The 21577-nt window shown below is 64.9% G+C and carries 21 protein-coding genes; 15 read left to right on the top strand and 6 right to left on the bottom strand.

The features are described from left to right. The first annotated feature begins 188 nt into the window (after window positions 1–188). Window positions 189–1526, top strand: a complete 1338-nt coding sequence (locus tag B1H19_RS19440; RefSeq protein ID WP_083105929.1) for a dicarboxylate/amino acid:cation symporter — start codon at window positions 189–191, stop codon at window positions 1524–1526. 587 nt (window positions 1527–2113) lie between these two features. After that, a complete protein-coding gene (locus tag B1H19_RS19435; protein ID WP_159028093.1) occupies window positions 2114–4033 on the top strand; it encodes a helix-turn-helix transcriptional regulator in 1920 nt (639 codons plus the stop codon). Window positions 4034–4041: 8 nt separating this feature from the next. Here B1H19_RS19435 and B1H19_RS19430 read toward each other — a convergent pair whose 3' ends face one another. Together B1H19_RS19430 and B1H19_RS38745 are read right to left on the bottom strand one after the other, a co-directional pair. Then, window positions 4042–4224, bottom strand: coding sequence for a hypothetical protein (locus tag B1H19_RS19430; RefSeq protein ID WP_203237182.1), 183 nt, complete (start codon window positions 4222–4224; stop codon window positions 4042–4044). Between the two features lie 201 nt (window positions 4225–4425). Continuing rightward, window positions 4426–5730: a hypothetical protein gene (locus tag B1H19_RS38745; protein ID WP_159028092.1), complete on the bottom strand. Its 1305-nt coding sequence runs from the start codon at window positions 5728–5730 to the stop codon at window positions 4426–4428. A gap of 794 nt (window positions 5731–6524) precedes the next feature. Here B1H19_RS38745 and B1H19_RS19425 point away from each other — a divergent pair. Continuing rightward, window positions 6525–7442 (top strand): aminoglycoside phosphotransferase family protein, encoded by a 918-nt coding sequence (locus B1H19_RS19425; protein WP_083105927.1) that lies wholly within the window; start codon window positions 6525–6527, stop codon window positions 7440–7442. 3 nt (window positions 7443–7445) lie between these two features. Here B1H19_RS19425 and B1H19_RS19420 read toward each other — a convergent pair whose 3' ends face one another. Next, window positions 7446–8816: a tetratricopeptide repeat protein gene (locus B1H19_RS19420; protein WP_083105926.1), complete on the bottom strand. Its 1371-nt coding sequence runs from the start codon at window positions 8814–8816 to the stop codon at window positions 7446–7448. 267 nt (window positions 8817–9083) lie between these two features. On the opposite strand from B1H19_RS19420, the gene B1H19_RS19415 reads away from it, so the two are divergent. From B1H19_RS19415 to B1H19_RS19400, 5 genes are all read left to right on the top strand, one after another. Then, window positions 9084–9566: an ATP-binding protein gene (locus B1H19_RS19415; RefSeq protein WP_237289407.1), complete on the top strand. Its 483-nt coding sequence runs from the start codon at window positions 9084–9086 to the stop codon at window positions 9564–9566. 209 nt (window positions 9567–9775) lie between these two features. After that, window positions 9776–9979 (top strand): hypothetical protein, encoded by a 204-nt coding sequence (locus tag B1H19_RS38740; RefSeq protein ID WP_159028091.1) that lies wholly within the window; start codon window positions 9776–9778, stop codon window positions 9977–9979. Then, window positions 9976–10218, top strand: coding sequence for a DUF7848 domain-containing protein (locus B1H19_RS40980; RefSeq protein WP_083105924.1), 243 nt, complete (start codon window positions 9976–9978; stop codon window positions 10216–10218). The genes B1H19_RS38740 and B1H19_RS40980 overlap by 4 nt, the downstream gene beginning before the upstream one ends. Next, on the top strand, window positions 10215–10523 hold the full coding sequence (locus B1H19_RS19405; protein WP_083105923.1) for a hypothetical protein: 309 nt from the start codon (window positions 10215–10217) through the stop codon (window positions 10521–10523). Before B1H19_RS40980 ends, B1H19_RS19405 begins: the two co-directional genes overlap by 4 nt. A 216-nt stretch (window positions 10524–10739) precedes the next feature. After that, on the top strand, window positions 10740–11036 hold the full coding sequence (locus B1H19_RS19400; RefSeq protein WP_083105922.1) for a hypothetical protein: 297 nt from the start codon (window positions 10740–10742) through the stop codon (window positions 11034–11036). Between the two features lie 509 nt (window positions 11037–11545). Here the strand turns inward: B1H19_RS19400 and B1H19_RS19395 are convergent. Continuing rightward, entirely contained in the window at window positions 11546–12328 is a 783-nt protein-coding gene (locus B1H19_RS19395; protein WP_083105921.1) for a GntR family transcriptional regulator, read from the bottom strand. Window positions 12329–12506: 178 nt separating this feature from the next. Here B1H19_RS19395 and B1H19_RS19390 point away from each other — a divergent pair, with 178 nt between their 5' ends. From B1H19_RS19390 to B1H19_RS38735, 5 genes are all read left to right on the top strand, one after another. Further along, window positions 12507–12863: an SCO3933 family regulatory protein gene (locus B1H19_RS19390; protein ID WP_083105920.1), complete on the top strand. Its 357-nt coding sequence runs from the start codon at window positions 12507–12509 to the stop codon at window positions 12861–12863. After that, entirely contained in the window at window positions 12863–14167 is a 1305-nt protein-coding gene (locus B1H19_RS19385) for an FtsK/SpoIIIE domain-containing protein (RefSeq protein WP_083105919.1), read from the top strand. The genes B1H19_RS19390 and B1H19_RS19385 overlap by 1 nt, the downstream gene beginning before the upstream one ends. Continuing rightward, window positions 14164–14358 (top strand): hypothetical protein, encoded by a 195-nt coding sequence (locus B1H19_RS19380; RefSeq protein WP_083105918.1) that lies wholly within the window; start codon window positions 14164–14166, stop codon window positions 14356–14358. The genes B1H19_RS19385 and B1H19_RS19380 overlap by 4 nt, the downstream gene beginning before the upstream one ends. Window positions 14359–14593: 235 nt before the next feature. Further along, window positions 14594–16024: a replication initiator gene (locus tag B1H19_RS19375; RefSeq protein ID WP_335755964.1), complete on the top strand. Its 1431-nt coding sequence runs from the start codon at window positions 14594–14596 to the stop codon at window positions 16022–16024. Next, the gene (locus B1H19_RS38735) at window positions 16021–16200 is read left to right on the top strand and encodes a hypothetical protein (RefSeq protein ID WP_159028089.1); all 180 of its coding nucleotides are present in this window, start codon (window positions 16021–16023) and stop codon (window positions 16198–16200) included. Before B1H19_RS19375 ends, B1H19_RS38735 begins: the two co-directional genes overlap by 4 nt. Window positions 16201–17239: 1039 nt before the next feature. Here the strand turns inward: B1H19_RS38735 and B1H19_RS19370 are convergent. After that, window positions 17240–18667, bottom strand: a complete 1428-nt coding sequence (locus B1H19_RS19370) for a recombinase family protein (protein WP_083105916.1) — start codon at window positions 18665–18667, stop codon at window positions 17240–17242. A 33-nt stretch (window positions 18668–18700) separates the two neighbouring features. Between B1H19_RS19370 and B1H19_RS19365 the strand changes: the two genes are divergently transcribed. Together B1H19_RS19365 and B1H19_RS19360 are read left to right on the top strand one after the other, a co-directional pair. Further along, window positions 18701–18883: a hypothetical protein gene (locus B1H19_RS19365; protein WP_083105915.1), complete on the top strand. Its 183-nt coding sequence runs from the start codon at window positions 18701–18703 to the stop codon at window positions 18881–18883. 344 nt (window positions 18884–19227) lie between these two features. Continuing rightward, window positions 19228–19917 carry a DsbA family protein gene (locus B1H19_RS19360; protein WP_237289405.1) on the top strand — a complete coding sequence of 230 codons (690 nt, stop codon included), beginning with the start codon at window positions 19228–19230 and terminating at the stop codon, window positions 19915–19917. Between the two features lie 194 nt (window positions 19918–20111). On the opposite strand, the gene B1H19_RS19355 is transcribed toward B1H19_RS19360, so the two are convergent. Continuing rightward, window positions 20112–21266, bottom strand: a complete 1155-nt coding sequence (locus tag B1H19_RS19355; RefSeq protein WP_083105913.1) for an ABC transporter substrate-binding protein — start codon at window positions 21264–21266, stop codon at window positions 20112–20114. Between the last annotated feature and the right edge of the window lie 311 nt (window positions 21267–21577).

Here is a 21577-nt window from a genome sequence, read left to right as displayed (position 1 = left end):
GTTCCCCATGAGCATTCCGCTCGTGGCGCGCCTGCACGTCGATCTTTGCCGCTGCCTGTCCGCGGCCTGTCGCCGCGTCTGACCTTCCCGTCGTCAGCGGCCGGAGATCCCGACAACTCGTACGGACCTCCCGGCGCCTCACGCACGCCACACCCCCCAAGCCTTTCCTCTCCACCGGAGTGTTTCCGTTGTCCTCATCCCCGTCTGCCCAGGCTGCCCCGAAGGGGTTCCGCATACCCAAGGTCCCGTTCTGGGTCCAGATCCTGGCCGGCCTCGCCGTCGGCGTGCTGCTCGGCTGGGTCGCCAAGAGCAATGACCTCGGCTGGCTCACCTCGACGCTCCAGCACATCGGCGACCTCTTCGTCCAGCTGCTGAAGCTGGCCGTCGCCCCCCTCGTCTTCTTCGCGATCCTGGTGTCGATCACCAACCTGCGGCAGGTCAACAACGCCGCCCGGCTCGCCACCCGCACCCTGCTGTGGTTCATGGCCACCTCCCTGATCGCCGTCGCGATCGGCCTGGCCATCGGCCTGCTCACGCACCCCGGCGCGGGCACCGGCCTGACCCCCAAGGACGGCAAGCTCCCCGACCACGCCGGCTCCTGGATCGACTTCCTGACCGGCATCGTCCCCACCGACGTCATCACGCCGTTCACCCAGCTGAACGTCCTCCAGATCGTCTTCATGGCCGCCGTCGCCGGTATCGCCGCCCTCCAGCTCGGCGAAAAGGCCGAGCCCGTACTGAAGATCAGCCGCTCGGCCCTCGAACTCCTCCAGAAGGCCCTGTGGTGGGTCATCCGCCTCGCCCCGATCGGCACCGTCGGCCTCATCGGCAACGCCATCGCCACCTACGGCTGGAACCTGATCGGCAAGTACGCGACCTTCACCGTCGACGTCTACATCGGCTGCGCCCTCGTCCTCTTCGGCGTCTACCCGCTGCTGCTCTCGACCGTCGCCAAGGTCAACCCGCTCCAGTTCTTCCGCGGCGCCTGGCCCGCCATCCAGCTGGCCTTCGTCTCCCGCTCCTCGGTCGGCACCATGCCGGTCACCCAGCAGGTCACCGAGCGCCTCGGCGTGCCGCGCGAGTACGCCTCCTTCGCGGTGCCGTTCGGCTCGACGACCAAGATGGACGGCTGCGCCTCGATCTACCCGGCCATCGCCGCGATCTTCATCGCCCAGATCTTCGACGTCCACCTCAGCATCGCCGACTACGTCCTGATCGCCTTCGTCTCGGTCATCGGCTCCGCCGCCACCGCGGGCCTGACGGGCGCAACAGTCATGCTGACGCTGACCCTCTCCACCCTGGGCCTGCCCCTGGAGGGCGTCGGACTGCTGATGGCCATCGACCCGATCCTGGACATGATGAGAACGGCCACGAACGTTGCTGGCCAATCAGTATGCACGTTGCTGGTGGCTGCGCGTGAGGGAATCCTCGATCGCGACGCGTACAACGGCGTGAAGAGCATCAGCCTGGAGGCGGCTGCTGCTGATGGCTCGGCGGAGAAGGCTTCCGTGCCGGCTGCTGCCTAACTTCATCCCGCCTCGCAGATGTGCCCCGGTCTCCTTACGGAGATCGGGGCACATCCACGCGCAGCCTCATCAGAAGGCGGGAGGCGGCACCGCACGGCCTCGCTGGGGAACACTTCCCCCTCCCTGCCGCGTTGCCCTCGTTGAGACCACTACGCTCGCATCGGTCAAGCCTTGCGCTCCCAGCGTGCTTTCCACCACGCCAACCGATCCGCTGAGTTCTGGGGGATCAACGTCTGGACGGCCGCGAGTGCCGTTGCTAGCGCGGTGCTTGTCACGATGACCCACCAGGGCGCGCTGAAGCCACTGCCGACTATGAAGCCGACCCCCGTGCCCACTGCTCCCCGCGCTATCTGGTTCCTGCTCGGCATGTCCGTTGCCCTTCCTAGACGGTCCGCAGCAGCGGCTGTGCGAAACCCATCCCAACCCCCTTGCATTTCTTGCACCATTGGAGACAGCACCTTGCTGCAGATCGGGAAGATGCTGCCAAGGAAAGAAGAAGGGGCGGGTGCAGGGGCGTGGCTGAGGGGCAGCTTCCGGAACGGCGTCGCGGTCGAGGGCTAGGTCCGGTCAAGCAAGGACCGGTGGAAGTGAGCGCCTTCGCCCAGCACTTGCGGAGGCTGCAAGAAGGTCTGGGCCTCTCGCAGGAGGACCTGGCCCGAGAGCTGAGCGTCAGTGCGAGTACGTTGTCGCGCTATCTGTCAGGTGAGCGGGTGCCTGATCGGGAGATTCTCAGAGATATCTACGTCCTGTGTGGAGAACCCGCAGATCTCAAGAACCCGAGCGGAACGTTCGCGCAGGCCCTTGAGCTCCTCTTTGACGCGAAAAGATGTAAAGAGCCCTTGGTTCACCGAGTGTGGGTCGGGGAGCTGTTTCAACAGAAGTTAAGGAACCAGATAGACGCCTTACTTCTTAAGGTGAAGGAGCTCGAAGCGGAGTTGGAGGAAGAGAAGGGCCTTCGGGTGAACCTTGAGAACGAATTAAGAGAAGTGCGAGCGCATTCCGAAGAAGGAGCGAGCTGCCGCGCGCGTCTTGAGGGACTGGAGGAGGAGCGAGACGCTGCCGTAAGGAGGGTCGCGGAGTTGGAAAATGCCTTACGGCAGCATCAGTCTGTACTGGTACTTCTGAAGGAAGACAGCGATCACGCTGACGCGGCTTTGGAACGTACTTACGCGGAGCTCGCCGTTGTCCAAGGACGGGAGGTGGAGAATTCCGGCAGGATCGAGCATAAGCAGCACGCTATGAATCTTCTTTACGAAGCGGAGCGTCAAGCGCGGACGATTGAAAACCCGAGGGCTCGATCGAAAATACTGGCGACGATTGCGGGGGAGCTCATCGGAGATGACCCCATACGATCCGCCCATATGTTTGACGAAGCAGAGGGAATCGCGCGTTCGATCGAAGAACGGGACGACAAAGAGCGCACACTGGCAGATATTGCGCCAGCACTTGCCAGAGCCAGTCCCGATCGCGCTGAATTCATCGCGCGGACCGCTGCCAGGTGGGACCAAAAAGTGCTGGCCGATGTGGCGGTTTCTATAGCGGCCACCGAGCCGAGGCGCGCGGAGCGCATCGCCGGCACGATTCCCAAACGGGATGAACGAGTCGACGCACTCGCACGGCTGGCAAAGTTGCGGGTCAATGTAGATCCAAAGGATGCGATGCGGATTACGCAGGACCTTCCCGACGGGGAAATAAAATTTTGGGCACTGATGGAGCTGGCGCACGTAGACCCGCGAGGGGAATCAGCAGCGCTTTATCAGGTCGAGAAAATCGCCTGGTCGATTGCCGACGAATCCCAAAAAGTGAAAGCCTTGGCACGGGTAGCTCGACAACTATTTGTCACTGATCCCACACGGTCTACGTTCTTGTTTAAGGAAGCCGAGCGCCTATCTCAGAAAATCATCGCAGGCAATATCTTCGTTGATGGAACCGATATCATGCGGGGTTTTGCAGCCCTCGATATCGTCGGCGACCTGACCGCCATTGACGCGGAGTGGGCCGAGCGCATCGCGCGCTCAGTTGCTGACGATGTACTGAGGTCTCGGGCTCTGGCTGACGTTGCACGAAATCTTCCTCCGAGTCGATTCCCTCAGGCCATGTCACTGTTCAGCGAAGCCGAGCGCATCGCGCGGTCAGTTGCTGACGATGCATTGAGGTCTCAGGCTCTGGCTGACGTTGCACGAAATCTTCCTCCGAGTCAGTCCTCTCAGGCCATTTCACTGTTCAGCGAAGCCGAAAACATAGCTCGGTCAATTGCTGACGACAGGTCACTTGCCCATATCTCAGAGGCACTGGCGGTTGCGGACTCGGACTGGGCCAAGCGCGTGACCGATCTTATTGGTAGTGAATTCCATAGGACTGAGGCATTGGCTCAGGTCACGCGAACATTGCTGACCATAAGTCTGGATCGCGCGGAACATTTCGCGCGACGGGCTACCCCTGCGTCGGCGCAAGCAGAATTGCTTGTCGATGTTTCACGGGGCTGGAATGACCTGAATAGTTACTGAGGTTGAACTTATGAAGTCGTCGAGGTGAGGGACAGGCCGGTCCCGGTGAGGCATCCGTCGATGAGGTGAGGGCTGTACTGGATCTTCCTCATCTCGTACCGAATGGTCTGGACGAAGTATTCGGGTGTGGTGAAGGTGGTGTTGGAGAGCCAGCCTCGCCGCAGCGCTCGCTTCGGCGGTACCCCGTTCATGACTCAGGTTCGGGACTCATCCCCAGTAGCTCATCTCGCACTGCGCGATGCAGGAATGCGGAGCGCCATCCTTTTCCCCGTGCGCACGCGGCCACACGGCACCAAGGGATCGGTGGACTGCGCGGAGCCACGCTGCCTCGGCGCGATGGCAGAGCAGGCATATGCGGGAAGTCGACCCAGGGCGAGCCCGCATAGCCATCATCAACATTTACCAGTTAGACATCCAAGCATAAGCAAGATAAATGATAGCCCCAAAAGCGCAAACAATTCAATCAATAGAATCCACTGATGGACTATTTTAACCCTCGCGCTCAATGTGGACGCCTCTCTAGCCAGCAGGAAGGCTGCAGAGAAAGATACCGGAATGAGAATTACCGTAGCCTCGTTTCCGGTTAGATAGCCGGCGGGGCCACGCCATGCCATAATCATAATTCCGAGTAGAGTAAGGACTATGGTAAGGCGAAGCATCCATGAATGGATTCCGGTGAGACCCAGTCGGCAGCCAATGTAAATCCGCTCCCTGCGCTCTCTATTCGAGTCCTGTCGCAGGCATAGCTCATGCGTTCCCTCTTCTTCCTCCACCTGTTCATTCAGGTCCGTGAACAGTTCGTCGCGCACCCTAGGTCGACCAATTAGGCGCACGGCCGTGTCTGTAACCCGAATGCTGACATGATTTGTCTCCGCATCGGCGACGGAAACCATTTGCCAAGCTTCCTTGCGAAACCTCTTCCACAGATTCGACTTTCGATTCAGCCTCCTCCCTGGCGAGAAATAGATTGCACGCTTTTCTTCCACTTCGATGAGGAATGGCTCATCGAGCGGAACGACGCACCTGGCGAATGCCATCCAGCGGTATCCATAGGCGAAATACGCGGAGAGGAATCTGCGCGCACATTCAGACTTTTCTTTCGTGGCACTTTGGGTGCCTGGATTGCTGGATGATTTTTGAGTCTCTTTCACCATGTCGGCAGCTTCTTCCAATTGACCGCGAAGGTACTCCATCAAATCTGTAACTTGTTTCACAGTTAGCTCTACTGCGGGTTCCCGTGCTCGCAGCTCTTGAAAGAGGTAAGGGAGGGCTGCAAGGGGATTCTCGGCCCCGCTCGCGTAATCTGTAATGCAATACTCTTTAGCCAGTCTTCTGATTTTTCTGGCATGGGTACTCCATTCTCGGTAGGCGGCATTAAATTCGCGCGACGGAAATTGCAATGCCGGCTTTATGTACACGTCATCTTGGGCGGGATAGAAGAGTCGATTGTAATTTCTCAAATGTCTTTCATAGGGGTAAGAAGGGAAGAAGAATAGAAAGGTTAGGAAGTCAATAAAATCCTCAGAGTCTTCTTTCAGGAGATTAGCCCTTTGGGCCAGTTCAATCACGTAACGCGCCTGAATCCTGGCGCTAACATCCTTGGAAACCCGATAGACACGCTGGCCTGCCACGGTGATCTTGAGGTCGAGGAGAGGCACTTTGGGTAGTTCTGTTATCGGAAGAAGCAGCTCGACCACGGACCGGCCTCCGTCAGCGCGGCGTATTTCTAGGTAGGGCGACCCGCTCTGGTCTCGCATAAATTCTCGCATCGGATTTATATGAATTTCCCGATGCCGCTCCGACCAAAGCGCACTTGACAACTCAACTCGTTCAACGGCTCGCAGTCGCCAATCGTGAAGATTGTGCATAAGTGCTACGCCCGCTTTATCGAATCTAGTGTGCGAGGTATCCATAATGCTCTCCACGGCGCGATTAGCTTCTGACGTCGTAAGTGCAATATCGTCGACGTCGGCAATTGAAGCCCACTGCATTGGGCCGTCTGGCGTAATCGTGCACTCGCACGAGGTCTTTTCGGGTCTGTCAGGTTTAATCGATCGACGCCGCTGGCTACCACCAAAATGGTGGATATGACCGAGCTCAGTGCCACGCGGCGGTCGTCCGCTTGCCAGTACCGTGCCGGATCGGTCATGAGGGTGCCCCGAGGCGCGAATGCCAGCCTGGGGGCGGAGAGGCGGCAGTACCGGACCCCTCCAGCGGTGTGAGACGTAAAGGCCTCCGCCGAGGAAAGTGGCCGTCATCCCTGGCACGGCTCTCAATTGACCACGTGTGTGCGATCACAGCACGACGAGGGGTCCACCGCGTAACGCTGCCTGGCACTGCGATACCCGCTCCACTGCGGGCCTGATCCACTCGGCCCCCTCGTTCTGGGTCGGCTTCCCTCGGTACGGTCGTGGTCATGTCCGGCGCACATGGTCTGGTCGCCATAGCGTGCGCCGGTTGATCGCGCGCATTTAGGGGAGCTGGTTCGGGCATGGCGGTTGACGCTGCTCAGAGTGCGGAAGAGGGGTTCACGTCGGCGGGGGCGGCCCGGGTGATGGCTGCCGCGTGCCAGGCTGCGGGGCTCGATGAAAGAGGGGCGGAGCTGATCCGCTTCGGGGAGAACGGACTGTTTCGGCTGGCGTCGGCGCCGGTGATCGTGCGCGTGGCTCGTGGGGAGGAGTGGCTGCCCAAGGCTCGTACCGAGGTAGCTGTCTCTCGGTGGCTGACGGGTGAAGGGTTCCCCGCTGCTCGCCTCGTTGAGGGCCTGGAGCAACCGTTTCTCATAGACGGCCACCCTGTGACCTTCTGGCATCTGATCCTTGAGGGCGACCGGAAGGCTACGTACGGGGAGTTGGGCGGCATGCTGCGCGACCTTCACGCGCTGACTGTGCCGGAGGGTCTTGAGCTGCCGTCGTTCGATCCCTTCGACAAGCAGGACTTGCGCCTGGAGCGCGCTGTGATCCCGGAGGATGACAAGGTCTTCTTGCGGAAGCGGTGGTGGGAGCTGCGGGACAAGTACAACGAGCTGAGGTTCGAGACGCCCAAGGGGCCCGTTCACGGCGACGCTCACGTGCAGAACCTGATGGTGGACGATCAAGGGCAAGTGATCCTGATCGATTTCGAGGCTTTCTGCTTCGATCACCCGGAGTGGGATCTAATGGTCACGGCCGTGGAGCACCACAGTCTTGGGTGGCAGACCAGTGAGCAGTACGCCGACTTCGTGGGCGCGTACGGGAGGGATCTGTACGACTGGCCCGGGTACGAGACGATGCGCGGACTGCAAGAGTTCGGTATGACGACGTGGCTCATGCAGAACGTTCAGGAGGACGAGGTGACCGCGGCCGAGTACCGGCGGCGTATAGCCGGCCTTCGGAATGATGACGGTCCTCGGGACTGGCGCCCCCGGTAGCTACTACTCGTCGTCCAGGCGGGCAAGAGCGTCGCGCACCTGGTCGTTGAAAGCGGCCACGGAGGGGTTCGCTGTGTGGATGCTGACCTCCTTTTGAAAGTCGGTTACGTAGCGCTGGAAGCGGGATGACTGGAGCGTGTCCCCGCCGTCGACAGCGAGGCTTGCGGTTTGCACGGCGGCTTCCAGCTCGCCGTTTATCAGCTGGCTCTGAGCGAGAACCATCTGGCAGAAGCCCAAGGTGCGGGCGTACTTCGGGTCGGTCTCGTCGACCGCCCGCTGTGCGGCCTCGATCGACTCGCGGCGCATCTTGAGGTCACGGAAGCAGTGGCAGAGTTCGCCCATGAGTTCTGCTGAGTCGAAGTAGCCGAGCCATTCCGGGTCTTCGCCTGTGTCGGCACGCTCGAAGTGGCGCTCTGCATCGTTCATGGCTTGGCCGGCGCTGTTGGGGTCGCCGGCGTTCGCGTAGGCGCGTGCCTCCATCGCGGAGTAGTTCGCCATCGCGCGTGGGGAGGCTCGTCCCTTGGCGCCCTCGACTGCGGCGCGGGCGAGTTGAATCGCCTGGGCGTGGTTGCCGAGATAGTTCGCCTGGTGGCTGAGGTTTCCGAGAATGCGGGCGCCGAACATGCGGTCGTCGATGACCTGGGACAGGCGCAGTGTCGAGGTCAGGTATCGGTGCGCGAGGCGGTGGTTCCCGGAGTCGTACGCGGTCCATCCAAGCAACTGTGAGATCTCGGAAGCGGCGCCGAACATTGCGGTGCCGACGCGTTCGCTGTAGCTGGCGCCCAGCAGGGGTAGGACCTCGTGGCGGAAGTAGTGGCGTAGGGCCTTGTGGCCGTGGCCGCCGCCGAATTTGAAGTCGAGCTGCATGAACATGTCGGCGGCTGCCCTGATCGCCTTGACGTCGCGCATGCCGACGCGTTGGGAGGCGGGCCGGTCGGTCTGGAGACCGTCGGGGCGTGCCACGATCCATGAGAGGACTGCGGAGCTGAGGTCGGCTTCGGGAATGATCAGTGGGCTGCTCGACGGTGTCTCGGCCCGTTCCTCGGCAAGTCCGTCCAGCATCGACAGGACGTCGGGCACGGTGTGCGGGTAGCCGACCGGCTGCGGAGCTGCGGGCTCCGACTGATCGAAGAACCCGAGGTCGCCGGGCGTGATCCGGCGGTTGAGCTTGGCGCTGAGTACGTCCGCCATGATCGCGGCCGTGCGCGGCTGGATACCGGCGCCGTCCCGCCACCGCTGTATGGAGACATGTGTCGTACCGAGGTTGACGCCGCGTTGCTCGGCGGCGTCCTTCATGCGTTTCGCGAGGCCCTTGTTCGAGACCTTCGCTTCGTCCATGAGTGCGATCAGCTGCGCGTTCGGCTCTCGGTTCATGCTCCCCTGCCAACCCGAGAATGACGGCGAATGTTCATCGTGGCACAGGCCACTGACATCGGGGGGTTCATCTGTGAACCCCCTTTGTACCGAGCGGTGTTCACGTGAACCCCCTGGTGAACGCTCCCGCTCCTGCATGCCCTGCCCTTGACTGTTTTCAACGGCAGCGGGGTCGGCCCGCCGGCAACCGGAGGGAATGCAATGAGCGCTCGGAGGATGGATCGCTCGGTCTCGACCTCTCGGGTCATTGATCTTGCATGCGGCGCAATGCAGTTGGAGCAGTTCCGGGCACTGACGCTGTTCGCGGAATCGCCGGACACGGTGCAGGTGGCACGGAAAATGGTCTGCGCAGCTCTCCACGACTGGGGTCTGTGCGCTCTCGTCGACGATGCAGAGCTCTGTGTGTCGGAGCTCGTGGGCAACGTGGTCCATCACGCGATTCCCGACGACTGCGTGGCCGTGCCGGGTGCTCCTCGTCGTATCGACGTCACTCTCAGGAGGTGGCCCAAGTGGCTGTTCCTCGGGGTGGCTGACGAGGATTCCTCCCCGCCGACGTTCCCGCTCGCGGAGAACTTCTCCCCTGAGCTGGTGGGCGATCTGCCCGAGGCGGTACTGACGGACTCCGGCAGGGGCCTGCTGATCGTCCAACGGCTGGCGGACGGCTTGTGGTGGTCGCTCGAAGAGGTCGCCGGAAAGACAGTGTTCTGCCGCTTCGACCTCGTAGATCGCGACCTTGGCGGCCGGACGTAGAGAAACGTGGTCTGCCGCTGGCGGCGACACTCCCTTCTGCGATCGGGAGGCCGCGGCGGGCCATTGCCGGACGCGGAGCGATCACCGTGTCTGGCCGGGCGCGGCTCCACGGCTCCGGCTCCCTTGAGGGCCGCGGGGCCGCGTCCAAATCCACAGACCAAAGAGCAGTGCCGCTCTGGAAGGGCACTCGATGAAGGGTGATGGGTGGAATGGCACGGGTTTCGGCAGCGCGCGTACGCAGCGGCGACGTGGTGAATGTGCGCGGCGAGATGCGAGAGGTAAAAGCGGTGCGTTCCGATCAGCGAGGTGCGAGCAAGCCGGACCTGACGCTGGTCTTCAAGTCGGGGCGGCCGCTGCGTGTGAACGTCACGGATGAGCTGGCGGTCTGGCGTGGTGATCGGGAGCTCCGGTGACGGCGGCGAAGTCGGTTTGGCGGTTCGCGGACTGGACCCTGAGCGTCGACACCTCGGGGAGCGGACCGATCTACGCGCAGGAGTGCATGACCTGCGGTGACGAGTCGGGGGCGGCGGATGAATCCGAGGGGCCGGACGTGTGGTGCCTGCGGCATGCGGGCCGTACGGGACACACCGGGTTCCGGTGCGTGGTGACGACCTTCTTCCGGGCCTCGCTTGCAGGGGAGTCTCGTTGGTGACTGCTTGCGAGCGAGAGCAGCGGGAGGTGGAGATCATCGCGCTGTACAAAGGAGGGCTGCCTGTGAAGCGGCTGCTGGAGAGGTTCGAGATCTCCACGACGACGCTCTACCCCCTGCTGCGGCGTCATCAGGTTCCGCTACGAGTGGTGACGCGTCCCGAGTCGGCATCGCGCAGGGCGGCGGCGGAGTACGAACGGCTGCGCTCTGACGGCATGTTCCATTACGAGATCGCGGAGAAGTTCGGGATCACGCCCAACGCCTTGTACCGGGCGGTGCGGCAGCGTCGAGCGACGGAGAGCCGCTGACGGGAGCGTGCAGCCCTGCTGGGGCTGGTGCTGACCCTCGCGCACAACAACCGAAGACCGAGACCGGGCCACCCCGTCAGCCGTGGAAAGCGAAGGGTGGCCCGGCAGGGGACACAGCGGCCCCCGGTGCCTGATGGTATCGGGGCTGCTGTGTTGCCATTCCGCCCCGGCCAAAGAAGTTGATGAAGCGTTACCGGACGGGACGGAGGCGGCGCAATGATGCGCGACGACGGGGACGGGCTGATGGGCGACCTGAACGACGTGGGACCCGACGCCTGGCTGTGGAGCGCTGATGCCGACTACATGTCCGGCTGGCGGAAGGCCAAGGAGTCGGCGGACCGGCTGAATGGCGCGTTGCGGGCTGCGGGCCTGGATCCATTGACGGTCCGGGCGGTGGCCAACGTCGACGCCGACGGTCGGGGCGTCGTGCGACTCGCGGCAGCCCTGCCGGCCGCCGATCAGCTGGCCGACCTGCTGAGGCAGGTCACGGGCTCTGGACGGCGGGGTGTCTGATGAAGTCGCCCTCGCCGCTCCGCACTTCACTACCCACAACCCGCAGTCGAACGCGTCACCACGACACTGCCGCGCTGAGCGGAGCGCCCACGACGGGCTCAGCCACATCGCGGCAGCTGCCCGCTCCCCCTCAGCCACTGCCGGGGCGTGCGGTCTCCTCACGCGCCTGCATCCATGGCGGCGTGAGTACGGCGCCCGGCTCCCACGGCCGCCGCAGTCCGTCCTCCGGGCCCACGCCCCCCACCTCTCCCCTCGTAGCCAGCCTCCTTGACGCGCGCAACGGTGAGAGCAGCACTCGGCGGAGCACCCGTCATGTGAGCCGCTCGGCGCTTCCGCTGGATCCGCGGCGAAGCGGTCGCCTTCGGATGCCCAGGGCAGCGCCGGTGTCGGCGGCGGGGCGTCCGGCGGGACCGGCCGACAGGCCGCAGCCCGCCGGGGCGCCCCGGCCGCCGGCGCGCCAGGGGCGCGCCCTTGAGGAAGTAAAGAAGGTTTCGACCGAACCTCAGCCGTCAGGCCGTGGCGGTGCGCGCGGGGGTGGCCTCTTCGGCGGTGATCCGATAGCCGAGTTGGGCGTGGTCGGCACCGATGCGCAGCTCTTCGAGGATGAGGGCCTGGTCGTCGAGGCCGTGAGCGGTGCGGGTGGTGTGCAGCACCGGGGTGGCGTCGGGGATGTGCAAGGCGGACCGCTCATCGGGGAGGGGCATGCGGGCACGTACGGTCTCGTGCCACCACAGCGTGTGCCCGGCCTTCGTGAGCATCGCGTAGATCGCCTCCGGCTCGGCGTCGGGGCCCTCGGCGAGACCCGGCACCTGTTCGGCGGTGGCGAACGGGATCAAGATGCGGTGCAAGGCTCGGGCCCCGGTTGCCTGGTCGATGAGGACGCGATCACAACCGAACAGCTCCTCCATCTCTCCCAGTTGGAGGGGCGGCCCAGTGACCGCGCTGGTCTGCGTGCGGTAGACGCTCGGTCCGTCGACGACCTTCCAGGTCTCACCGTGGGCGGTGGTGAACTGGTCGGCTCCGCTGCGGCCGACTCGGCGCTCGATGGTGAGCACCGGCAGACCAGAGGAACGGACGAAACTGCCCTTGCCGTGCTTGACCTCGATCAGTCCCTCGGCCCGGAGTGCTGCAACCGCGTTGCGCACGGTGGGGCGGGAGACCTTGTAGCGCTCGATGAGCTGGGATTCCGAGGGGAGCGGGGCTCCAGGCTGGAACTCTCCGGACAAGATCGCTTCGCGGATGGCGGCGGCGACCTGCTGATAGAGCGCTCCCGGGCGCTGAATCTCTGCCATTGCGGGGCCTTCGTCTCGGTCGGATAGCGGGGGGTGTGTGCGTGACGTCAGTCGACGCACATCACTCGTCAGCATAAGTACTTGCACCTGGACCGTACAGAGGCGCATAGTCGTAACTCGTCAGGACAAGTGACGTCAGCATATGTTGGCGTCCTAGTGGCCAAGGAGACCAAAGAACATGCAGTCCATCCCTGTGGACACCACCCGGCTCGGCGTGCTCCGTTGCGCCGTCGCGCCGGAACCGAAAATCGCGGACTTCGAGAGCAAGGAGGTGAAGAAGGACCGGGACGGCAACACGATCTACACGGTCGGCGTCACGGTCCGGCAGGAAGGCCGGCGGGTCTCGGTGATCGAGATCTCCGTCACGGGAGAGCCGAAAGGCGTCGACGAGGGGCAAGAAGTCAGGGTCACCGGCCTTGAAGCCTTCGCGTGGGCCATGGGCGACCGGCACGGGATCAGCTTCCGTGCCGCCGCCATCACGCCCGTTCCGACGGCTCCGGCCGCCGCGGCTCAGCGCAAGGCGGGTGATGCGTGATGGGGCCGATCATGCTCGCCTTCCTGCTGGCAGCGCTGGCCTGGGTTCTCGTTGCAGGCAGCTACGTGCGGGAGCGTCACCCGGTCTGGTTCTGGTACCTCACCGGCTACCCGGTGGCCGTTGTCCGGGTGCTGGGGACCTGGCGGAGGGTCGCACTGCTCAACGACCTGAGCGTCTCCCGCCGACCGGTGCGTGGGCTCGTCGGGGACCTGGTCATCAAGGGTGAGGCTTTGCGGCCGATTACTCCGCGGATCTCCTTCCCCAAGGCAACGCGTACGGGGTTGCTCGTAGTCGTACGGCTTCACGCGGGGCAGACTCCGGCGCCGTTCATCGCTGCGGCTGAGGCCCTGGCGCACACCTGGCGGATGCACGCGGTACGTGTCTCCTCGCCGGAGCGCGGCATCGTCCGACTGGTCGCCACCGCCAGTGATCCGCTGGAGCGGCCCGGCGTTGCGTCCGCTCCGCCTGCCTTGCTCTCGGCCCTGCTCGGGGCGTTGGAGAGCGGCGGGGCATGGGTGGTGAACCTGAGGAAGGAGCCGCACTGGCTGATCACCGGCGCAACTCGGTCCGGCAAGTCCACGCTCCTGGCGCGGCTCATCTCGCAGTTGGCAGCGCAGTCGGTCGCGCTCGTCGGTATCGACTGCAAGGGCGGCATGGAGCTGGGCTTGTTCGGCAGCCGGCTGACCGCGCTTGCCACCTGCCGCCGCGAGGCTGCCGCAATACTGGCCGCGCTCGTCGTGGAGATGCAGGACCGGATGCGCATCTGCCGGGCAGCGGCCGCGCGCTCGATCTGGGAGCTGCCTGAGAAGACGAGGCCGGTTCCGGTCGTCGTCATCGTCGACGAACTGGCCGAGCTGTACCTGTCCAACGGCACCCGGGACGACCGGGCGGAGACGGAGCAGTGCTCCACGTACCTCCTGCGGCTGGCGCAGCTCGGCGGGGCACTCGGTCTCCACCTGGTGGTTGCCGGGCAGCGGGTCGGCTCCGAACTCGGCTCCGGTGTCACCGCCTTGCGGGCACAGCTCGGCGGCCGGATCTGCCACCGGGTGAATGATCCCGGTACGGCAGAGATGACCCTCGGCGACCTCAACAAGGACGCCGTGGCCGTGGCCCAGTCGATCACCGCCGAAGAAAAAGGCGTGGCCGTCTGCACCGGCACTGACGGCGGCTGGGGCCGGGCCCGCTCGCACCTCACGCAGCCTTACGAGGCCAAGGAAACCGCGGCGAAGTACGCCGACCTCACCCCCGAACTGCCGGGCCTCTCACGTGCCCTGGAATCCCTGGATGCGGAGGGAAACGCATGAGCGACGTAGCAGCTCTCCCGTTCGCGGTGGCCTTCGGAATCATCACCGTCCTTCTGGTGCGCTCCCGCGACGTGAAGTTCTGGGAAGCCGTACTCATCGGGCTCTTCGGCGTCTACCTCGGCCAGACGCCGCTCATCTTCACCATCAACGGCCTCGTGACCTGGGTCTTCTCGGGCTTCCAACACACGTAGGACGGGAGGCACACCATGCCCATGCGCCGTGTGCGCTGCCCTCACTGCAAGGGCGAAGGGGCCCGCACGACCTGGACCGGCCGCCGGCACCGGTGCCGGATCTGCCGGGGCGCAGGAACCATCCGCTGACTTCGACTCAGCGCCTGACCACACAAGGAGCGAACGCCATGGACGACACCACCCCACCACCTAGCCACCGTGCCGCTTCGGCGGCCCACCCCGGGAGGTCACCACCATCCCCGCCGAGCTCACCTCGGCTGACAGGCGCGCCGTCCTCGACCGTGCGGCGCGCCTGCGTCAGCTCTCCGAAATCGACCGAGACGCCATCCGCCTCGCGCAAGACCCGCAGTTCTCCCGCTGGTTTGAGCAGATCACCGCCACTGGCGGGTGCGCCAACCCTGTCCACCTGGCCGGCTCGACGACCGTGCGCGACGTTGCAACCGGCGAGATCCTGCACCAGTACGACACACGAGACGAACCCGGCGAACGGCTCCTCATCCGGTGCCGCAACCGTCGCGCGATTGTATGCGCCCCCTGCTCCCGTCTCCATGCAGGAGACACGTTCCACCTCGTCCGTGCCGGACTGATCGGCGGCAAGAACGTCCCGAACGACGTCCGCGGACACCCCCGACTCTTCGTCACGCTGACCGCTCCGTCCTTCGGCCCGGTCCACCGCGCATCCACCGCCGGGGAACGCTGCCGACCGCGACGCCGTGCGGCCCACTGCGATCACGAACGCCCGACCGGCTGCGCCACCGTCCACGACCACTCTGACCCCCTGGTCGGCCAACCGCTCTGCGCTGACTGCTACGACTACGTGGCGCATGTCCTCTGGCACGCGCACGCCGGAGAGCTCTGGGACCGCTTCACTCGTGCCGTCCGTCGACGCCTCGCCGCGGTGGCCGGACTGCCGCAGAGCCAGTTCAGCGATCACGCCCGACTGTCCTTCGCCAAGGTCGCCGAGTATCAGAAGCGCGCGGCGGTTCACGTCCACGCCATCGTCCGCCTCGACGGTCCGGCCGGTCCGGCAGATCCGCCACCGGCCTGGGGTGCAGCCGCTCAGCTCACCGCCGCTGTGCAAGCTGCTGCCCGCTCGGTCGTCGTGCGGACGCCCTACAGTCCGGCCGTCGGCGAATACGCGGTGCGCTGGGGTCGACAGATCGACGTTAGGTCGCTCCGCGCTCGCCCCGAGGACGGCGGCCTGACCGATGACGCTGTGGCTGCGTACGTCGCGAAGTACGTAACCAAAGGAGCGAGCGAGATAGCGGCCGGCGCCGATCGACGTCTCCTGGCCTGGGACGACATCGACGTGGTGCCCGCCCCGCCGCATGTCCGGACCTTGATGCGCACCTGCTGGAGGCTCGGCGGACTGGCCGAGTTCGAGCCGCTGCGGCTGCGGTCCTGGGCACACACCCTCGGGTTCCGGGGCCACATCCTCACAAAATCGCGCGTGTACTCGACGACGTACGCCGCGCTGCGGACGGAACGGGCTGCACACGAGGGGCATAACGACGTACCCGGCGCGGTGGCGGACGCCTCATGGCGGTACGTCGGCTCTGGCCACACGCCTGGTGCTGCCCTCATCGCCGTTGGCGTTGCCGATGACCTTGCTCATAACCGTGAGATCACTCGTGAGGTGCTCCGGGAGCGGGGCGAGTGCCTATGACAGGCGCTCAGCCTGCCCCGCCCCCGGATTGGGTCGCTGACATCCTCGCCCGCTGGGTGCCCCCAGAGGACTACGACGCCCGCATGTCGGCCGTGGTGGACGGCTATCTGGCCGATACCGCCAAGAAGGCCAGGTGTCTGCCTGATCCCTCCCGGCACCAACGGGCCACACCCTGATCGAGTCCAGCTCAGGGGGCTTCTTACGCACCCTCCCGACACTGAAGATCTCGCATTGGTGTCCATGCCGGACGCGGCCGCACTGGGCGCACTCAGCCTTCGGCCCGCGGTCCATGTCAGGCGAGGATCCACTGAAGGTTGGTGCACTCGATACAGCCATTTATGGCCACCCCTAACACTCGTTGTAGTTGAGTACCCGCCCCGCCTCGAACCGGCAACTTCTGGGCCCAGCACTGAACTTCATGATGGGCGCTGTTAGTTCACTGTCGAACGCGGTCGAACTTCATGTCCGATATCCGGCGATCACCAAAGAGCTGGAATGGTAAAAAATGATAAAATGATCAACGCGCTGGCTGAGGGCCGGCGTTCGACCAAAGAAGGGGGATTTCATGCGAAAGTCGTCATTGCGTCGACTGGCTAGCGTCACCGGGGTGCTGGTAGCGGCTGCTGCTCTTCCGCTCGTTACAAGCGCTCCTGCGCACGCCACACCTGGTGACTGTGAGCGTGTTGTCGAGAAGGCTGGCTACAAGGTCGGGCCGAAGGTGCAGCAGGCGTGTGCCGAGGCGGAGGTAGTGAGAGGCGTGGAAGCTTGCCTCATAGACCTGAACCGGGCTGGTGTGCACCCGAAGGTAGTCGGGGATGCCTGTGCAGAAGCAGTGCGGTGGATCTAGTTGGAGCCAGGTTCAATCACTCTCCGTACAGGGGGGCTGAGCCTCCCCCTCGGTACCCTCTATTTGGGATACTGAGACAGGGCGAGCATCAGCCTCCTTGCCTCCCTCAAGTGGCCTTTGCACAGCTCAAGTAGAGCGAGGCGGCGGAGGCGCCCCGTCAGGGGCTTCTCCCTCCCTCCCCGACCAGGGGACCTGTACTTAGGGTGAGACTGGCGCTGTTCAAAGCATGGCGTAGGCGATACGAAGAACCGACGCTCGGAGGCTGCACCGAGAGTGCCCTGACTCCTTATCCCGCATGGGCGCAGATGGACGCCCCGTCACCGCCATAGTGACGGGGCGTCGGTATGCTGGCGAGTGGATGGTGTGCCCTAATCCCGCTCGGCGCCCACGGGCCACACTCTGATCGAATCCAGCTCAGGGGGCTTCTTACGTCCCCTCCCGACGCTGAAGACCTCGCATTCGGCGATCACGCTCGCCACGATGGCCCGGCGCCGTTCGAGGTTCTGCATCTCCTCGTCCCTCCAGACCGCGAGCGCGTCTGTCTCGGTGCGGGCCTCCTTGACGGTGGCAGCCGCCTCGCGGGCGCGGAGTGCCTGCAAGTCGCTGCGGAGATGAGAGAGCGAGTCGAAGTAGTCCTCGTCCTCCATGCCACCCTCCTTCCAGCGATTGCGCAGACCCCGGATGCGCTCCTCCAAGACCTTGATCTCTTCGGTGACGTCGTCAGTGGGCGGGGTCTGAGGCTTGGGCCTGCGCGCCAACAGCGCGGCTTCCACGACCTCGTTCAGGCGTTCTTCGATCCAGTCGTAGCGACGGTTTACCTTGCCGCAACCGTGCTCGCCGTTCGCGCCGATTTGAGCTGAGTGGCAGAACGCCCGGCGGAACGTGCGTCCCTGGATGGTCGCCCACTGGATCCGCATGGTCGAGCCGCAGTGGCCGCATGTCAGGAAGCCCGAGTACACGTGCTTGCGCTTGCCGGCGCCCTTTCCGGCGGGCCTGGCGCGGCTGTCGAGCACTGTCTGGACGTTCTCCCACTCCTGCCGCGTGAGCGGGTGCGGGTAGATGCTGTCTCCGATGTCCTGGCGCTTGTACGTCACGATGCCGCCGATGCGCTCGGAGCGGTACACACGCTTGATCTTCTGGATGTCCCAGGCCGTTCCCGCCTCAGGGGTGCGCGCGCCGTGTTCGTTCCATTTGCGGCTTACGTCCCCAGGGGTCTTCTGGTCCATCAGCATCTCGTAGCCCAGTCGAATCAACTCGACTTCGCCGGGCTCCAGCTCCTGGAAGTGGGAGCCTTCCTTGAAGCCGAACAGTCGACTGCCGCCGGCGTGGGGCTTGCCCTTCTCGCGACGCTGGAGGAGCGAGAGGTTGATCCGCTCTGACATGCGCTCGGTCTCCTGCTGAGCCACCGCGCCCTTGATCGTCAGGATCATGCGCCCGTTGGCTGTAGCCGTGTCCTCGCCCTCCGTGGTGGCGAACGCGAACCCGTGCTCCTTCTGCTCCTCAAGGAAGTACGTCAGCTCCGCGATGCGTCGCGTGAGGCGGTCGATCGAGTAGACGACGATCCCGTCGATGACGCCAGCCCGGGCGTCCCGGAGCATCTCCGTGTACACCTTGCGCTGTCGCTTGCTCGTCGTGGATGCCGATGTGTCGTTCTCGGCGTAGATCTTGAGCACTCCCCACCCGAGCCGTTCGCACAGCTCGCGACAGGCTTTCTCCTGGCGCTGGATGCCCAGCTCCTGGCCCTTGCGGTCCTTGCTGATGCGTACGTAGATCCCTACGCGCTTAGGCTTGGCCATGACCTGCTGTCCCCTCCGGCAGCCGCCGCACTGATGAACGTACATAGTCAATGGGCGGTTACGAACGTCGCAGGCCAATCGGTCATCCCGATCCTGGTCTCCGCCCGGGAGAAGATCCTCGACCGCGAGGCGTTCGACGGGGCCAAGAGCATCAGCCTGGACTCGGCCGCCTCTGGTGGCGCCGAGGAGAAGGTCCCGGCGGCGGCCGCTGCCTAGTTTCTCAGCGAGTCCCTAGGATGAGCCCCGGCTGCGGACAGGCCGGGGCTCATCCATGTGGAGAGTCGGATGGCGAGGGGCGAGGCCCGCCCTGGAGCCGCAGGTGCCACCCGAGAGGTGGTGGCGGCGAGAACCCTGGCACAGTGGGATGGCCAAAGCAGTGCCTCGTTCGGCGTGTGGTGGCTGGCGGAGGCGCGGTGGTGCCAAGCGGCGCGGTCGCCGAATATGTCGATTGTCCTGGGATAGAGGTACGCATGGTGACGTCAACGGCAAACAAGGAGCACGAGAGCGAGTCCACTCGACAGGGGGGATCTCGTTCGAGGCGATCCAACTGGGGCAACTACGTGGTGATCGCCGTCGGCCTCGCGGCGGTCCTCGGAGGGGCGGCGGCGGTCGGCCAGGTTGTGCGTGGCGGTAGGGCGAGCACGGTCGAGGCGCCCAACAATGCGGTGGGGGTGGGGAGCGGGACGAAGCTGGACCTGCCGGTGCGGCCGACCGTGCCGGTGACGCTCACGGTGTTCGAGGACCCGCGCAGCCCGCAGTCGAAGACGTTCGCCCAGGGGTACGCCGCCACGTTCTCCCGGCTTCTGGCGTCCGGACAGGTCCAGATCAACTACCGTCTCGTCACGCAGAGCGACGAAAAGTACGGCGGAAGCGGTGCCAAGGAAGCGGCGGCCGCGGCCGCCTGTGCACAGGACCAGGGGCGGTTGACCGCGTTCATGGATCAGGTGTGGCAGCACCAGCCCGCTCCCGGAGACGACGCCCTGAAGGACCGGGCGCTGCTCATCAAGCTGGCGAAGAAGGCCAAGAAGATCGATCACGACGGGTTCAAGCTGTGTGTCGACAGGGACGAGCGAACGGGGTGGGTGGCCGCGTCCCAGTCGGAATACGCCAAGGCGCACCTGGGAGACGTCCCCCTCATCCAGCTCAACGGCCGCACTCTTCCCGCCCCCGCTACGCAGCTGACGCCGGCCAAGTTGACCACTCTCGTGAAGAAAGAGGCACAGCGCGTCATCGCCGCGGCGGCCCCCTGACCGCCGCCCCTCGGCTCCCGCCGGGCCGCGCCGCCGGTCGTCATGCGACGCACTCTTCCGCGCCGAGCGTCCCCCGCACTGCCTGCACTGGTTCTCGCGGCGCGCTTGCCGACCCGGCACGAGGTTCGCCGGCCGGGCTGCCCGCCGCCGAGAGGGAGCGGCGGGCAGCGCGTCGGTCCTGATGCGCCTCGCGGTCAATGGGAAACGGCATCGCCCCAGTTCTGGGTGATGGAGGTCTTGGCGCTCTCCTGCTGGAACTCGGAGGGGAAGCTCGGTGTGCCGGAGACCTTCGGCAGCTTCGCCGCGGCCGCCTTGTCGAGCGTGCCGGCCTTCTTCATGGCGTTCAGCAGAACCGGGCGGGCGTATCCCTTGAGTCTGAGGTTCTGGCCCTCGGGGCTGTACAGGTACTCCAGCCACAGGCGCGCGGCCGCGGGGTGCGGCGCATCGGCGTTGATGGCCTGCGAGTAGTACTGGGAGAACTTGCCGTCCGAGGGGACCGTGACCGTCCAGTCGAGGCCCTTGGACTTGAGCTCGTCGGTGTATCCGGCGTTGAGGTAGTCCCAGTCGATGCTGATCGGCGTCTCGCCCTTCGCGATGGTGGCCGGGGTGGAGGCGACGGGCGTGTAGTTGCCGCTCCTCTTCAGCTTGGCGAAGAAGTCGATGCCGGGCTGGATGTTGTCGAACGAGCCGCCGTCGGCGAGGGCGGCCGCGTACACGGCGCCGAAGGCCGAGCCCGACTTGGTGGGGGTGCCGTTGAGCGCGACCTGCCCCTTGTACTCCGGCTTGAGCAGATCCTTGAAGCTGGTCGGGCAGGTCCGCACACGTCTGGCATCGCAGCCGAAGGAGATGTAGCCGCCGTAGTCGTTCGCCCAGCGGGCTATCGAGTCCCTCTGGCCATCGGGGATGTCAGTGAAACCGGCGACCATGTACGGCGCGAGCAGCCCCTTCTGGGCGGCGCTCTGCGCGAAGGAACTGCCGAGGTCCAGGACGTCGGGCGCGCGGTCCTGGCCCTTGCGCGAGGTGACCGCGTTGATCTCGTCCTGGCTGGCGCCGTTCGGGTTCTCGACCTCGACCTTGATGCCGTACTTCTTCTCGAACCCGTCGATCAGGGCGCCGTAGTTGGCCCAGGTGCGGGGCAGCGCCATCGCATGCAGGGTGCCCTCCTTCTTGGCCGCCGCGGCCAGGGCGCCGATGCCGCCGACGGCCTGGGCCGTGCTCGCGGTGGCCGCGTTCTTGCCGTCGGGGCTGGTCGACGCGTCGGGAGTCGCGCCGCAGGCGCTGAGGGTGAGGGCGGCGGATACGGCAAGGACGCCGGTGAGGACGGCGGTCCTCGGCGGGAGCACGGTCACGGTCTCTCCAGGGGTACGCACAGAGGGGTTTGAGGGGATTCATGCGGGGCCACACAGGGGATGAACGTGGGGGGTGAGCACCTGTCCGGCGACTCATGCGAACAAGTTGCGAACAAGTGGGGCCTCAGTAGGCCCATCGTTGGTGTACATCAGATGAACAATGGCTCAACGAATGACTCCGATCCCCTCACAATCGCAGCTCGCAGGGGTCACGACGGCACCTCGTCCAGCCCGGTCGCGCTCCACGCTTTGCACACAACTCCGCGCGGGAGAGGAAGCATGGCGACACGACGCAAGGAGAGCCGCAGCGC

The organism is Streptomyces gilvosporeus (assembly GCF_002082195.1).
Classification (GTDB): domain Bacteria; phylum Actinomycetota; class Actinomycetes; order Streptomycetales; family Streptomycetaceae; genus Streptomyces; species Streptomyces gilvosporeus.
The sequence above is the reverse complement of the archived record's forward strand: the minus strand, read 5'-3'. Positions and strand labels throughout refer to the sequence as shown.